Origin of the sequence: Pseudomonas sp. PDM30 (assembly GCF_019218985.1) — a bacterium.
In the GTDB taxonomy this organism is placed as follows: Bacteria; Pseudomonadota; Gammaproteobacteria; order Pseudomonadales; family Pseudomonadaceae; genus Aquipseudomonas; species Aquipseudomonas jessenii.
In genome coordinates, this window is record NZ_JAHUWM010000003.1 from 314553 (window position 1) to 328670 (window position 14118).

Genomic DNA, 14118 nt, shown 5'->3' on the forward strand with positions numbered 1-14118 from the left:
ATAAGTCCTGATAACGATGGCCCTACTGCAGATCGCCGAACCCGGCCAAAGTCCTCAACCGCACCAGCGTCGTCTGGCTGTGGGGATCGACTTGGGCACTACCAATTCGCTGGTCGCTGCATTGCGCAGTGGACTTTCCGAGCCTCTGGCTGACGCAGAAGGGCGGGTCATCCTGCCGTCTGCCGTGCGCTACCATGCCGATCGCGTCGAAGTTGGCGAATCCGCCAAGCTGGCCGCCGCCACCGATCCGTTGAACACCGTGCTGTCGGTCAAGCGCTTGATGGGTCGTGGTCTGTCCGACGTCAAGCAATTGGGCGATCAACTGCCGTACCGCTTTGTCGGTGGCGAATCGCACATGCCGTTCATCGAGACGATCCAGGGGCCGAAAAGCCCGGTGGAAGTCTCCGCCGACATCCTCAAGGTTCTGCGTCAGCGTGCCGAGGCGACCCTGGGCGGTGAGCTGGTGGGCGCGGTGATCACCGTTCCGGCCTATTTCGACGACGCTCAACGTCAAGCCACCAAGGACGCGGCCAAGCTGGCCGGTCTGAACGTGTTGCGCTTGCTCAATGAGCCGACCGCGGCAGCCGTGGCTTACGGTCTGGACCAGCACGCCGAAGGCTTGGTCGCGATTTATGACCTGGGCGGCGGCACCTTCGATATTTCGATTCTGCGCCTGACCGGCGGTGTCTTCGAAGTGTTGGCCACCGGCGGCGACAGCGCCCTGGGTGGCGATGACTTCGACCACGCGATTGCTGGCTGGATCATTGAGGGCGCCGGTTTGTCGGCCGACCTTGATCCAGGCGCGCAGCGTCAACTGCTGCAGACTGCCTGTGCCGCCAAAGAAGCGCTGACCAGTGCCTCGTCGGTCGAAGTGGCGCATGGCGCCTGGAAAGCCGAGCTGACCCGTGAAGCCTTTGATGCGCTGATCGAGCCGATGGTCGCGCGCAGCCTGAAAGCCTGCCGCCGCGCGGTGCGTGATTCCGGTGTCGAACTGGAAGACGTGCATGCCGTGGTCATGGTCGGTGGTTCGACTCGCGTGCCTCGCGTTCGTGAAGCCGTCGCCGAAGCCTTCGGTCGTCAGCCGCTGACTGAAATCGATCCGGATCAAGTGGTGGCCATCGGTGCTGCGATCCAGGCCGATACCCTGGCGGGCAACAAGCGCGATGGCGATGAACTGCTGCTGCTCGACGTGATTCCGTTGTCACTGGGGCTGGAAACCATGGGCGGCCTGATGGAGAAGGTGATTCCGCGCAACACCACCATCCCCGTCGCTCGTGCCCAGGACTTCACCACTTACAAAGACGGCCAGTCGGCCATGGCCATCCACGTGTTGCAGGGCGAGCGCGAGCTGATCAGCGACTGCCGCTCCCTGGCGCGCTTTGAGCTGCGTGGCATTCCAGCGATGGTGGCCGGCGCAGCGAAGATTCGCGTGACCTTCCAGGTCGATGCCGATGGCTTGCTCAGTGTGTCCGCCCGCGAACTGGGTTCGGGCGTGGAAGCCAGCATCCAGGTCAAGCCGTCCTACGGTCTGACCGACGGCGAAATCGCCAAGATGCTCAAGGATTCGTTCCAGCACGCCAACGATGACAAGGTTGCCCGCGTACTGCGTGAGCAGCAGGTCGATGCCCAGCGCCTGATCGAAGCGGTGCAGGCTGCTCTGGAGGCCGACGGCGACCGACTGCTCGACGCCGACGAGCGCATGGTCATCGACCTGCAGGTGCAGGAACTGACCGAACTGATGAAAGGTACCGATGGTTACGCCATCGAGCAGCAGACCAAGCGTCTGTCGCAAGTGACCGACGCCTTTGCTGCCCGCCGCCTGGACTCGACGGTGAAAGCCGCGCTGGCGGGGCGCAACCTGAATGAGATTGAGGAATAACGATGCCGCAGGTCATTTTTCTGCCACACGAGAAGTTTTGCCCCGAAGGCATGGTTGTTGAGGCTGAGACGGGTATTTCCATCCTCGAACTGGCCCACGAGCACCACATCGAGATGGAAAGTGCCTGTGGCGGCGTTTGTGCCTGCACCACTTGCCACTGCATCATCCGCGAGGGTTTCGACTCGCTGGAAGAGGCTGACGAGCTGGAAGAGGACTACCTTGATAAGGCTTGGGGTCTTGAGCGCGAGTCCCGTCTGGGGTGCCAGGCCAAGGTCGGTACCGAAGACCTGACCGTCGAGATTCCGAAGTATTCGCTCAACCATGCGGCCGAAGCACCGCACTGATTCAAGGATCTGAAATGAGTCTGAAATGGGTTGATGTGCTGGAAATCGCGATCCAGTTGGCTGAAAGCAAGCCTGAGGTGGACCCGCGTTACGTGAACTTCGTCGATCTGCACCAATGGGTGCTGGCATTGCCGGAGTTCAGCGATGATCCGACCCGCGGCGGCGAGAAAGTGCTTGAAGCCATTCAGGCCGCCTGGATCGAAGAGGCAGACTGAGTCTGTCGAGCAGGTTAGGCAATACCCGAGAACCCGCGTATAATTCGCGGGTTTAATTTTTCGTAAATTACCGTTTCTGGAGTTACACCATGGCTGTTCAACGTACTTTCTCCATCATCAAGCCTGACGCCGTTGCTAAAAACGTTATCGGCGAGATCACCACTCGTTTCGAAAAAGCTGGCCTGCGCGTTGTAGCTTCGAAACTGAAGCAACTGTCCAAAGCCGAAGCTGAAGGCTTCTACGCTGAGCACAGCGCTCGTGGTTTCTTCAACGACCTGGTTGCTTTCATGATCTCCGGTCCGGTTGTCGTTCAGGTTCTGGAAGGCGAAAACGCTATCGCTCTGAACCGTGAGCTGATGGGCGCTACCAACCCTAAAGAAGCTGCTGCCGGCACCATCCGCGCTGACTTCGCTGATTCCATCGACGCCAACGCCGTACACGGTTCGGACTCCGAAGCCGCTGCCGCTCGCGAAATCTCGTACTTCTTCGCAGCTACTGAAGTAACCACTCGCTAAGCATTGGCTTAAGAGTGAAGGTGAATCCATGACTACATCGACTGTAAAAACTAACCTGCTGGGTCTGACCCAGCTGGAAATGGAAAAATTCTTCGACTCAATCGGGGAGAAGCGTTTCCGTGCCGGTCAGGTAATGAAATGGATTCACCACTTTGGTGTCGATGATTTCGATGCCATGACGAACGTCAGCAAGGCCTTGCGCGAAAAGCTCAAGGTTGTTGCTGAGGTCCGTGGTCCGGAAGTGGTCAGCGAGGACATCTCCAGCGACGGCACCCGCAAATGGGTGGTGCGCGTGGCGTCCGGCAGCTGCGTCGAGACCGTTTACATCCCCCAGGGCAAGCGCGGCACCTTGTGCGTTTCGTCCCAGGCAGGCTGTGCCCTGGATTGCAGTTTCTGCTCCACCGGCAAGCAAGGCTTCAACAGCAACCTCACCGCCGCCGAAGTCATCGGGCAGGTGTGGATTGCCAACAAATCCTTTGGCAGCGTCCCGGCAACCGTCGACCGTGCCATCACCAACGTGGTGATGATGGGCATGGGTGAGCCGCTGCTGAACTTCGACAACGTCGTCGCGGCCATGCATTTGATGATGGACGACCTGGGCTACGGCATTTCCAAGCGCCGTGTGACCCTGTCGACCTCCGGCGTGGTGCCGATGATCGATGAGCTCTCCAAGCACATCGACGTCTCCCTGGCGTTGTCCCTGCACGCACCGAATGACGCATTGCGTAACCAATTGGTGCCGATCAACAAGAAGTATCCGCTTAAGATGCTCCTCGAGTCGTGCCAGCGCTACATGTCGAATCTCGGCGAAAAGCGCGTGCTGACCATCGAGTACACCTTGCTCAAAGATATCAACGACAAGGTCGAGCACGCCGTGGAGATGATCGAGCTGCTCAAGAACATCCCGTGCAAGATCAACCTGATCCCGTTCAACCCGTTCCCGCACTCCGGTTACGAGCGCCCGAGCAACAACGCCATTCGTCGTTTCCAGGATCAGCTTCATCATGCCGGTTTCAACGTCACCGTCCGCACCACCCGTGGTGAAGACATCGATGCGGCCTGTGGTCAACTGGTAGGGCAGGTGCTGGATCGCACCCGTCGCAGCGAACGTTATATCGCCGTGCGTGAACTCAACGCCGACAACGATGTAGCGCAAGACGCCGCGAAATAACCAAGAGAGGATCTCTATGTCCCTGCGCTTTGCGCTGCTTTTGCTGTTGGCCAGCCTGTGTGCTGGCTGCGTGCTTTCGGGTGATTACAACCCGATGAAGACCAGCAAGGGCCGTGATGAAGCGCGTGAGGCCTATGTGCAACTCGGTATCGGGTATTTGCAACAAGGCATGACCGAACGCGCCAAGGTTCCGTTGAAGAAAGCATTGGAGCTGGATGGCTCCGACCCTGATGCCAACGCGGCGCTGGGGCTGGTGTTCCAGGCCGAGATGGAACCGGAACTTGCCGACGAGCATTTTCGCAAGGCGCTGGCTTCCCGTCCCGGCGATGCACGAATCCTCAATAACTACGGCAGTTTCCTGTTCGAGCAGAAGCGTTACAACGAAGCCTACGAGCGCTTTGAACAGGCCGCTGCCGATACCCTGTATCCTGAGCGTTCTCGGGTGTTCGAGAACCTGGGCATGACCGCAGCGATGCTCGGTCAGCGCGATATGGCACGGCAGCAACTGGAAAAAGCCCTGCGCCTGAACCGTCAACAACCACGTGCATTGCTGGAAATGGCTGAGTTGTCTTACGAAGACAGGCATTATGTGCCTGCGCGTGACTATTACGACCGTTTTAGCCAGCTCTCCGGGCAAAATGCACGTAGTCTATTGCTCGGCGTTCGGCTGGCAAAAGTGTTCGAAGACCGCGACAAGGCCGCAAGTGCAGGCCTGCAACTAAAAAGACTCTATCCCGGTACGCCGGAATATCAGCAATACCTGTCGGAGCAATGATGAAAGCGGCGCATCCCGAAGTTGTAGCAGCGAATCGCGTAAACCCCGGTGAGACTTTGCGCCAGGCCCGCGAAAGCAATGGCTGGTCGCTGGCCGAAGTGGCCCTCAAGCTCAACCTCACCACCACTTCCCTGAGCAATCTGGAAGCCGGCGCCTTCGACAAGCTGCCCGGGCATACTTTTGCCCGTGGTTACATTCGCGCCTATGCCAAATTGCTCGGCATGGACCAGGCCGTTCTGGTCCAGCAATTCGATCAATCCACCGGTACCGACTCCCAGGGCAGCAATGTTCACAGCCTGGGCCGTATTGAAGAGCCGGTCCGGGTTTCCCACACCATTTTGCGAATCGTCAGCCTGCTGTTGCTGGTCGCGGTGATCGGTGGCGGTTTCGTCTGGTGGCAGGATCAGACCTCGATGCGCACCAAGGACCTGATCGGTCTGGCACCAGAGCACGTAGAAGTCGAAGGCGCCGACGGTACGACACAGATTCACCCGCTGGACGAGCCGGAAGACCAGGCCGTCGTGGAAGGTCAGAGCGAAGGCGTAACCGCCCTCGCGCTGCCACAGGCCGACGCTCCGGCTGAAGCACCAGAGCAGGCTCAGGCGACTGCGCCAGCCGCCCCGGTAGCGCCGACCACGCCAGCCGCACCCGCGCCCGTTGTCGCAGCGCCGGTTTCTCCGGCAGCTCCGGCTCCGGCAGCTCCTGCCGTCCCGGCTCCGGTGGCGACTGCACCGGTAGCCCCTGTCGCTCCTGCTCCAGCGGCAGCCGCGCCGGTGGCCGGCCAAGGCCAGGTTCAGGTGCAGTTCACCTCCGATTGCTGGACACAAGTGACCGACGGTAGCGGCAAGGTGCTGTTCAGCGGTCTCAAACGCAAAGGCGACAGCCTGGCAATCAATGGCAAACCACCGTTTGCCGTGCGTCTGGGCTTTGCCCGTGGCGCTCAGGTCAGCTACAACGGCCAGCCGGTTGATGTCGCTCCGTTCACCAGTGGCGAGACTGCTCGCCTGAAGTTGGGTCAATAAGTCATGCACGGCGAATCTCCAATCAAACGTCGCGAATCCCGCAAAATCTGGGTCGGTAACGTGCCTGTTGGCGGCGATGCGCCTATCGCTGTGCAGAGCATGACCAACAGCGACACCAACGATGTTGCGGCCACCGTCGCGCAGATCAATCGCCTGGAAGCGGCCGGCGTCGATATCGTGCGGGTCTCCGTACCGGACATGGACGCCGCCGAAGCCTTCGGCAAGATCAAGCAGCTGGTCAAAGTACCCTTGGTTGCCGACATTCACTTCGACTACCGGATCGCTTTGCGCGTAGCCGAACTGGGTGTCGATTGCCTGCGGATCAACCCGGGCAACATCGGTCGCGAAGACCGTGTGCGTGCGGTGGTGGATGCCGCCCGTGACCGCGGGATCCCGATCCGTATCGGCGTGAACGCCGGTTCCCTGGAAAAAGACCTGCAAAAGAAATACGGCGAGCCGACCCCGGCAGCGCTGGTCGAGTCTGCCTTGCGCCACGTCGAGCACCTTGAGCGCCTGAACTTCCAGGACTTCAAGGTCAGCGTGAAAGCCTCCGATGTGTTCATGGCCGTCGAAGCCTACCGCTTGCTGGCCAAGGAAATCGTCCAGCCGCTGCACCTGGGCATCACCGAAGCCGGTGGATTGCGTTCCGGCACGGTGAAATCTGCCGTGGGCCTCGGTATGCTGCTCGCCGAAGGGATTGGCGATACTATTCGCATCTCGTTGGCGGCCGACCCGGTCGAGGAAGTGAAAGTCGGCTACGACATTCTCAAATCCCTGCACCTGCGTTCCCGTGGCATCAACTTCATCGCCTGCCCGAGCTGCTCGCGGCAGAACTTCGATGTGGTCAAGACCATGAACGAGCTGGAAGGGCGCCTTGAGGATTTGCTGGTGCCGCTGGATGTCGCGGTTATCGGTTGCGTGGTCAATGGCCCGGGCGAAGCCAAGGAAGCCCATATCGGCTTGACCGGCGGCACGCCGAACCTGATTTACATCGACGGCAAGCCGTCGCAGAAGCTGACGAATGACAATCTGGTGGATGAGCTTGAACGCTTGATCCGCCAGAAAGCGGCCGAAAAGGTCGAAGCTGAAGCTGCCGTTATTGCGCGCGGCTAAGCCTGGCTAAAAAGAGCCGAACGAATTAAGGAATTTAAGTGAGCAAGTCTCTGCAAGCCATTCGTGGCATGAACGACATCCTGCCCGAACAGACTCCCCTGTGGCGTCATTTTGAAGGCACCGTTTCACGCCTGCTGGATAACTACGGTTACAAGCAGATCCGCATGCCGATCGTCGAGTTCACCGAACTGTTCAAGCGTTCCATCGGTGAAGTGACCGACATCGTCGAAAAAGAGATGTACACCTTCGACGACCGTAACGGCGACTCCCTGACCCTGCGCCCTGAAGGCACGGCGGCCTGTGTGCGCGCGGTGCTGGAACACGGCATCACTGGCGGCGGCCAGGTTCAGAAACTCTGGTACATCGGTCCGATGTTCCGCCACGAGCGTCCGCAAAAAGGCCGTTATCGCCAGTTCCACCAGATCGGTGTCGAAGTGTTCAACCTCGACGGTCCGGACATCGACGCCGAGTTGATCGTGCTGACCTGGCGCCTGTGGGGCGAACTGGGCATCCGCGATGCGGTCAAGCTCGAGCTCAACAGCCTGGGCACCAGCGAGTCTCGCGGTCGTTATCGCGAGGCACTGGTCGAGTTCCTGTCCCGGCATCTGGACAAGCTGGACGAAGACAGCCAGCGCCGCCTGAAGACCAACCCGTTGCGGGTCCTGGACACCAAGAACGCCGAGACGCAGGCGATTCTGGTCGATGCGCCGAAAATGGCCGACTACCTCGACGAAGAATCCCGCGTGCATTTCGAGGGCCTCAAGGCTCGTCTGGACGCCGCCGGTATTCCTTATGTGATCAACCCGAAGCTGGTTCGCGGGCTGGACTACTACAGCAAGACCGTTTTCGAATGGGTCACCGACAAACTTGGCGCCCAGGGCACCGTGTGTGCCGGTGGCCGCTACGACGGTCTGGTGGAGCAGATGGGCGGCAAGCCGACCGCTGGCGTTGGCTTTGCCATGGGCATCGAACGCCTGGTGCTGTTGCTCGAAACCCTGGAGCAGATCCCGCAAGAGATCTCCCGTCAGGTCGACGTCTACCTCTGCGCTTTCGGTGAAGCCGCCGAACTGGCCGGCCTGACCCTCGCAGAGCGCGTGCGTGACCAGTTGCCCAACCTGCGCCTGCAAGTGAATGCCGGCGCCGGCAGTTTCAAAAGCCAGTTCAAGAAGGCCGACAAGAGCGGCGCGCTGTACGCGCTGATCCTCGGTGACGACGAAATGGCCCAGCAAGTGGTAGGTTTCAAACCCCTGCGTGGCCAGGGCGAACAACAAAGCATTGCCTGGGATGCGCTTGCAGCACACCTGGCCACCTGCGTCGTGCAGGGTTGAAGCTGTCTAAACAGCCGAATTAGCGATTAAGGAGTATTGGGGTGTCGAGTACCGAAGACGAACATTTGATGGAATTGAAGGAATGGTGGTCACGCAACGGTAAGCCCCTGGTCACTGGCGGCCTGTTGGCGCTGGTCATCGTGTTCGGCTGGCAGGCGTTCCAGAAGTATCAGAGCAATCAGTCGCAAGGCGCCTCGATTCTCTATCAGCAATTGCTCGAAACCACGCTGACGCCTGACGGCAAGCCTGATGCGGCCCGTGTTTCGGACCTGGCCGGCAAGCTCAACAGCGAGTTCGGCGGCAGCGCCTATGCGCAGTACGGCAGCCTGTTCGTGGCCAAGGTAGCGGTCGACAGCGGCAAGCTGGACGACGCGGTCACCGAGCTCAAGGCCATTGTCGCCAAACCGGCCAACCCGGCGCTGGGCGAAATCGCCCGTCAGCGTCTGGCCCAGGTACTCGGCGCGCAGAACAAGGCCGACGAAGCACTGAAGCTGCTCGAAGGCGATGCCGACAAGGCATTCCTGGCCACTCGCGAAGAGCTCAAGGGTGACCTGCTGGTGCAGCTGGGTCGTACCGACGAGGCGAGCGCGGCGTATCAAAAAGCCAAGGCGGCACTGTCGGATGAAGCGGCGGTCGGTGGCCTGCAAATCAAGCTGGACGACCTGGCCAAAGGGGATGCGTGACGTGATTCGTTGGAAACATGCAGCATTGCTGGCCCTGGCCATTTTGGCCGCGGGTTGCAGCAGCAACAGCAAAAAAGAACTGCCTCCGGCCGAACTGGTCGACTTCAAGGAAGAAGTGGTTCTGCACAAGCAGTGGAGTCGTTCGATCGGTGACGGTCAGGGCGAAACCTACAACATGCTGGTTCCGGCCATCGATGGCGATACCATCTATGCCGCCGACGTCACTGGCGTGTTGATGGCGATGGACCGCAACACCGGCGACGTCAAATGGAAGAAAGACCTCGAGTTGCCTGTTTCCGGCGCCGTTGGCGTAGGTTACGGTCTGGTCACCATTGGTACGATCAAGGGTGAAATCGTTGCCCTGGACGCGATCAACGGTGAAGAAAAGTGGCGCGCTCGCGTGTCCAGCGAAGTACTGGCGCCGCCAGCCAACAACGGTGACGTCGTGGTGGTTCAGACCCAGGACGATCGTCTGATCGGCCTGGATGCCTCCACCGGTGACCGTCGCTGGATCTATGACAGCACGCCTGCGGTACTGACCCTGCGTGGCACCAGTGCGCCGATCGTGACCAACCGCCTCGCGGTGGCTGGCCTGTCGACCGGTAAAGTGGTTGCCGTGGACATCTCCAACGGCGTACCGGTGTGGGAACAGCGCGTAGCGATCCCGCAAGGTCGTTCGGAGCTGGAGCGTGTGGTCGACATCGACGGTGGCTTGCTGCTGTCGGGCGAGACGCTGTATGTCGCCAGCTATCAGGGGCGCGTTGCTGCTCTGGACCTGCAAAGCGGCCGTCAGCTCTGGCAGCGTGATGCTTCCAGCTATGCCGGTGTCGCCCAGGGTTTCGGTACCGTTTATGTGACCCTGTCTTCGGGCACCGTTGAAGGCGTCGACGAGCGTTCCACCACAGCCTTGTGGAGCAACGACTCGCTGGCCCGCCGTCAACTGTCGGCTCCGGAAGTGTTCTCCAGCTACGTTGCAGTCGGTGACCTGGAAGGTTACCTGCACCTGCTGAGTCAGGTGGACGGTCGTTTCGTCGGCCGCGAGCGCATCGACAGCGACGGCCTGCGTGCCCGTCCGCTGGTGGTGGGTGACACGATTTATGTGTATGGCAACAGCGGCAAACTGGAAGCCCTGACCATTAAGTAAAGGTTTGACTATGCTTGGGGTTAACCCCCCAGGCTGCTTCACCGTTTGTAAGAGTGTAGGAGCGAGCTTGCTCGCGATGGACGTCAATGATTACGTTGGCAATCTGGTTAAACGCGGTGTCTTTGCGTTTTTCGCGAGCAAGCTCGCTCCTGCAAAAAAACACACGGTGATTGCCCCGAGCACCAGCCGCTGCCTCGCAGCGGCTTTTGTATTTTCTGAAATAACGAAGTGGAGAGCCGCATGGTTCCCGTAATCGCCCTGGTGGGCCGACCGAACGTCGGCAAGTCCACCTTGTTCAACCGCCTGACCAGGACTCGTGACGCCATCGTCGGCGACTTGTCCGGTCTGACCCGTGATCGCCAGTACGGTGAGGCCAAGTGGCAAGGGCGTTCCTACATTCTGATCGACACCGGCGGTATCTCCGGTGACGAGCACGGTATGGACGAAAAAATGGCCGAGCAGTCGCTGCTGGCCATTGAAGAAGCGGATGTCGTTCTGTTCCTGGTAGATGCCAAGGCCGGCTTCACCGCCGCCGACCAGATGATCGCCGAGCATTTGCGCAAACGTAACAAGCGTTCCCACGTCGTGGCCAACAAGGTCGACAACATCGACCCGGAAATGGCCCGCGCCGAATTCGCCCCGTTGGGCATGGGCCACGCGATCCCGATCGCCGGTGCCCACGGCCGTGGTATCACCCAGTTGCTGGAAATCGCACTGAGTGACTTCCCGAAAGACGAAGACGAGCTGGAAGAAGGCGAGGAAGAAGATGTAGCCGAAGGCGAGGAAGCCAAGCGCATTCCTGGCCCAAGCGAAAAAGACGGGATCAAGATCGCCATCATCGGCCGTCCGAACGTCGGCAAGTCGACCCTGGTCAACCGCATGCTCGGGGAAGACCGGGTAATCGTCTACGACCAACCCGGCACCACCCGCGACAGTATCTACATCCCGTTCGAGCGTAACGACGAGAAGTACACGCTGATCGACACCGCCGGTGTGCGCAAGCGCGGCAAGATCCACGAAGAAGTCGAAAAGTTCTCCGTGGTCAAAACCCTGCAAGCGATCAAAGACGCCAACGTGGTGATCTTCGTGATGGACGCACGCGAAGGCGTGGTGGATCACGACCTCAACCTGCTGGGCTTTGCCCTTGAGGCCGGTCGTGCATTGGTCATCGCGATCAACAAGTGGGACGGCATGACGCCGAGCGAGCGCGACTTCGTCAAGATCGAGTTGCAGCGTCGTCTGTTTTTCGTCGAGTTTGCCGATATCCACTTTATCTCGGCACTGCACGGCACCGGCGTGGGCAACCTCTACGCGTCGGTACAGAACTCGTTCAAGTCCGCGGTTACCCGCTGGCCGACCAGTCGCCTGACCCAGATCCTGGAAGACGCGGTCAGCGAGCACCAGCCGCCGATGGTCAACAGCCGCCGGATCAAGCTGCGTTATGCTCACCTTGGTGGCGCGAATCCGCCGATCATCGTGATCCACGGCAACCAGATCGAGAAGGTGCCGAAGTCCTACGTGCGTTACCTGGAAAACACCTACCGCCGTGTGCTGAAGCTGGTCGGTACGCCGATCCGCATCGAGTTCAAGGGTGGCGAGAACCCGTACGAAGGCAACAAGAACACGCTCACCGACCGTCAGGTCAACAAGAAGCGTCGCTTGATGTCGCACCACAAGAAGGCCGACAAGAAGCGTCGCGACAAGCGCTGATTCAGCGCTTGCTCACTCTTTTGGGGTGGGCTTGTTGTGGCGAGGGGGCTTGCCCCCGTTCGGTTGCGCAGCAGCCGCAATACCTGCAAGTGCGGTCTGCCAGACACACCGAGATTGCAGGATTGGGGTCGCTTCGCGACCCAACGCGGGCAAGCCCGCTCGCCACAGGGTACGGCGGTGATCAATTGAAGAAGGGCGTCTATAAGGCGCCCTTTTTCATGCCTGCCGTTTGGGCTATCCTCGGACTCCCCCGCGCCGCCGTAGAGCCGGGTGTAGAGCAGGGAACCACCGATGATCACCAGCAAGCTGCCGAATGTCGGCATCACTATCTTCACTCAGATGTCTCAGCTCGCGGCTCAGACCGGCGCGCTCAATCTGTCCCAGGGCTTTCCCGATTTCGCGGCCCCGCAGGCCCTGTGCGATGCGGTCGGCCGGCATATCGCCAGCGGCCATAACCAGTATTCGCCAATGACCGGGCTGCCGGTGTTGCGTCAGCAGATCGCGGCGAAGGTCGCCCGCAGTTATGGCGTGCAGGTGGATGTGGATACTGAAGTGACGGTTACCCCCGGCGCGACCGAGGCGATTTTCTGTGCCATTCAGGCGATTATCCACAGCGGTGACGAAGTCATTGTGTTTGACCCGGCATACGACAGCTACGAACCTTCGGTGGAGCTGGCAGGCGGCCGTTGCGTGCATGTGCAACTGGGCCTGAACGATTTCAGTATCGACTTCGAGAAGCTTGCTCAGGCACTGAGCCCGCGCACGCGGATGATCATTCTCAACACCCCGCACAACCCTAGCGGTGCGTTGATCAGCCGTGACGAACTCGACCAGTTGGCGACGTTAATCCGTGATCGCGATATCTATGTGATCAGCGACGAAGTCTACGAGCACCTGGTGTATGACGGCGTGCCTCACGTCAGCGTGCTGGCCCATGAAGAGCTGTATCAGCGTGCATTCGTCGTCAGTTCGTTCGGCAAGACCTACCACGTCACCGGCTGGAAAACCGGTTATGTGATCGCACCGCCGGCCCTGACGGCGGAATTGCGCAAGGTGCACCAGTACGTCAATTTCTGTGGTGTGACGCCGCTGCAATATGCCTTGGCCGATTTTATGGCCGAGCATCCCGAGCACGTCGAAGAGCTGCCTGCTTTCTATCAGGCCAAGCGTGATCTGTTCTGCGATCTGCTGGCGCCGTCGCGTTTCAGTTTCACCCGGGTGACCGGCACCTATTTCCAGTTGGTCGATTACTCGCAGATCCGCCCGGACCTCAATGACGTCGAGATGGCCCTGTGGATGACTCGCGAGCACGGCGTGGCCAGTATCCCGATCTCGGTGTTCTACCAGACGCCACCGGTCGGCCAGCGCCTGGTGCGGCTGTGCTTTGCCAAGCGTGAGGAGACCCTGCGTGAAGCGGCGGAAAAACTATGCGTGATCTGAGTGCATTGCCGAAACTGACCGTTGCGCTGATCCAGACGTCCCTGGCCTGGCACGACCGCCAGGCCAACCTTGAGCATTTCGAGCCGTTGCTGGAGCAGGCTCGCGGCGCCGACCTGATCATTCTGCCGGAGATGTTCACCACCGGTTTTTCCATGGAGTCGGAAGCCCTCGCCGAAGCGGAAAACGGGCCTACCAGTAAATGGTTGCGGGCTCAGGCTTTGAGGCTTGATGCGGTGATCACCGGTAGCGTGATCGTCCAGGCCGCCGACGGCAGTCATCGCAATCGTCTGTTGTGGGCCCGCCCGGATGGCGAGGTGTGGCATTACGACAAGCGTCATCTGTTCCGCATGGCCGGTGAGCATAACCACTACACCCCCGGCGAGCGCCAGGTGCAGTTCGAGCTCAAGGGCTGGCGAGTACGGCCGCTGATTTGCTACGACCTGCGCTTCCCGGTGTGGAGCCGCGACGCCCAGGACACCGACCTGCTGCTGTACACGGCGAACTGGCCCGGTGCGCGGCGCCAGCACTGGAACCGCTTGCTGCCGGCGCGGGCGATCGAGAACCTGTGCTATGTGGCGGCGGTGAACCGTATTGGCACGGATGGCAAAGGTTTTGCGTATACCGGTGACAGCCAGGTCCTGGATTTCCAGGGCGAGACGCTGCTCAGTGCCGGAGAGGCTGACGGGGTGTTCAAGGTGGTGCTGGATGCGGCGGAACTGGCGGCGTATCGCACGCGGTTTCCGGCGAATCTGGATGCCGATACCTTCGAGTTCACCTGA

The 14118-nt window shown here is 60.2% G+C and carries 14 protein-coding genes; all 14 read left to right on the forward strand.

From position 1 onward, the window contains the following. Nucleotides 1–16 precede the first annotated feature (16 nt). The 14 genes from hscA to KW840_RS08910 all read left to right on the forward strand — a co-directional run bounded on the left by hscA (nucleotide 17) and on the right by KW840_RS08910 (nucleotide 14118). Nucleotides 17–1879 carry a Fe-S protein assembly chaperone HscA gene (gene hscA / locus KW840_RS08845; protein WP_057716301.1) on the forward strand — a complete coding sequence of 621 codons (1863 nt, stop codon included), beginning with the start codon at nucleotides 17–19 and terminating at the stop codon, nucleotides 1877–1879. A gap of 2 nt (nucleotides 1880–1881) precedes the next feature. Continuing rightward, nucleotides 1882–2223 (forward strand): ISC system 2Fe-2S type ferredoxin, encoded by a 342-nt coding sequence (gene fdx / locus KW840_RS08850; RefSeq protein WP_007998670.1) that lies wholly within the window; start codon nucleotides 1882–1884, stop codon nucleotides 2221–2223. A 14-nt stretch (nucleotides 2224–2237) separates the two neighbouring features. Continuing rightward, entirely contained in the window at nucleotides 2238–2438 is a 201-nt protein-coding gene (gene iscX / locus KW840_RS08855; protein WP_008070969.1) for a Fe-S cluster assembly protein IscX, read from the forward strand. Nucleotides 2439–2527: 89 nt separating this feature from the next. After that, entirely contained in the window at nucleotides 2528–2953 is a 426-nt protein-coding gene (gene ndk / locus KW840_RS08860; RefSeq protein ID WP_007903599.1) for a nucleoside-diphosphate kinase, read from the forward strand. Between the two features lie 28 nt (nucleotides 2954–2981). Further along, entirely contained in the window at nucleotides 2982–4124 is a 1143-nt protein-coding gene (gene rlmN, locus KW840_RS08865) for a 23S rRNA (adenine(2503)-C(2))-methyltransferase RlmN (RefSeq protein ID WP_046040918.1), read from the forward strand. 16 nt (nucleotides 4125–4140) lie between these two features. Further along, nucleotides 4141–4899: a type IV pilus biogenesis/stability protein PilW gene (gene pilW, locus KW840_RS08870; RefSeq protein ID WP_218494983.1), complete on the forward strand. Its 759-nt coding sequence runs from the start codon at nucleotides 4141–4143 to the stop codon at nucleotides 4897–4899. After that, nucleotides 4899–5921: a RodZ family helix-turn-helix domain-containing protein gene (locus tag KW840_RS08875; RefSeq protein WP_218494984.1), complete on the forward strand. Its 1023-nt coding sequence runs from the start codon at nucleotides 4899–4901 to the stop codon at nucleotides 5919–5921. Before pilW ends, KW840_RS08875 begins: the two co-directional genes overlap by 1 nt. A gap of 3 nt (nucleotides 5922–5924) precedes the next feature. After that, a complete protein-coding gene (gene ispG / locus KW840_RS08880; RefSeq protein ID WP_008057743.1) occupies nucleotides 5925–7034 on the forward strand; it encodes a flavodoxin-dependent (E)-4-hydroxy-3-methylbut-2-enyl-diphosphate synthase in 1110 nt (369 codons plus the stop codon). A gap of 38 nt (nucleotides 7035–7072) precedes the next feature. Further along, on the forward strand, nucleotides 7073–8362 hold the full coding sequence (hisS, locus tag KW840_RS08885) for a histidine--tRNA ligase (RefSeq protein ID WP_008053247.1): 1290 nt from the start codon (nucleotides 7073–7075) through the stop codon (nucleotides 8360–8362). A 41-nt stretch (nucleotides 8363–8403) separates the two neighbouring features. Beyond that, nucleotides 8404–9045 (forward strand): tetratricopeptide repeat protein, encoded by a 642-nt coding sequence (locus tag KW840_RS08890; RefSeq protein WP_057716297.1) that lies wholly within the window; start codon nucleotides 8404–8406, stop codon nucleotides 9043–9045. Then, nucleotides 9038–10189: an outer membrane protein assembly factor BamB gene (bamB, locus tag KW840_RS08895; RefSeq protein WP_057716296.1), complete on the forward strand. Its 1152-nt coding sequence runs from the start codon at nucleotides 9038–9040 to the stop codon at nucleotides 10187–10189. Before KW840_RS08890 ends, bamB begins: the two co-directional genes overlap by 8 nt. Before the next feature lie 240 nt (nucleotides 10190–10429). After that, on the forward strand, nucleotides 10430–11899 hold the full coding sequence (gene der, locus KW840_RS08900; RefSeq protein ID WP_057716294.1) for a ribosome biogenesis GTPase Der: 1470 nt from the start codon (nucleotides 10430–10432) through the stop codon (nucleotides 11897–11899). Nucleotides 11900–12190: 291 nt separating this feature from the next. Beyond that, nucleotides 12191–13339 (forward strand): pyridoxal phosphate-dependent aminotransferase, encoded by a 1149-nt coding sequence (locus KW840_RS08905; RefSeq protein ID WP_218494985.1) that lies wholly within the window; start codon nucleotides 12191–12193, stop codon nucleotides 13337–13339. After that, entirely contained in the window at nucleotides 13327–14118 is a 792-nt protein-coding gene (locus tag KW840_RS08910; protein ID WP_057716292.1) for an amidohydrolase, read from the forward strand. Before KW840_RS08905 ends, KW840_RS08910 begins: the two co-directional genes overlap by 13 nt.

Coding starts and splice junctions, on each gene's coding strand:
- hscA (WP_057716301.1), top strand. CDS start 17: ATGGCCCTACTGCAGATCGCCGAACCCGGCCAAAGTCCTCAACCGCAC.
- fdx (WP_007998670.1), top strand. CDS start 1,882: ATGCCGCAGGTCATTTTTCTGCCACACGAGAAGTTTTGCCCCGAAGGC.
- iscX (WP_008070969.1), top strand. CDS start 2,238: ATGAGTCTGAAATGGGTTGATGTGCTGGAAATCGCGATCCAGTTGGCT.
- ndk (WP_007903599.1), top strand. CDS start 2,528: ATGGCTGTTCAACGTACTTTCTCCATCATCAAGCCTGACGCCGTTGCT.
- rlmN (WP_046040918.1), top strand. CDS start 2,982: ATGACTACATCGACTGTAAAAACTAACCTGCTGGGTCTGACCCAGCTG.
- pilW (WP_218494983.1), top strand. CDS start 4,141: ATGTCCCTGCGCTTTGCGCTGCTTTTGCTGTTGGCCAGCCTGTGTGCT.
- KW840_RS08875 (WP_218494984.1), top strand. CDS start 4,899: ATGAAAGCGGCGCATCCCGAAGTTGTAGCAGCGAATCGCGTAAACCCC.
- ispG (WP_008057743.1), top strand. CDS start 5,925: ATGCACGGCGAATCTCCAATCAAACGTCGCGAATCCCGCAAAATCTGG.
- bamB (WP_057716296.1), top strand. CDS start 9,038: ATGCGTGACGTGATTCGTTGGAAACATGCAGCATTGCTGGCCCTGGCC.
- der (WP_057716294.1), top strand. CDS start 10,430: ATGGTTCCCGTAATCGCCCTGGTGGGCCGACCGAACGTCGGCAAGTCC.
- KW840_RS08905 (WP_218494985.1), top strand. CDS start 12,191: ATGATCACCAGCAAGCTGCCGAATGTCGGCATCACTATCTTCACTCAG.
- KW840_RS08910 (WP_057716292.1), top strand. CDS start 13,327: ATGCGTGATCTGAGTGCATTGCCGAAACTGACCGTTGCGCTGATCCAG.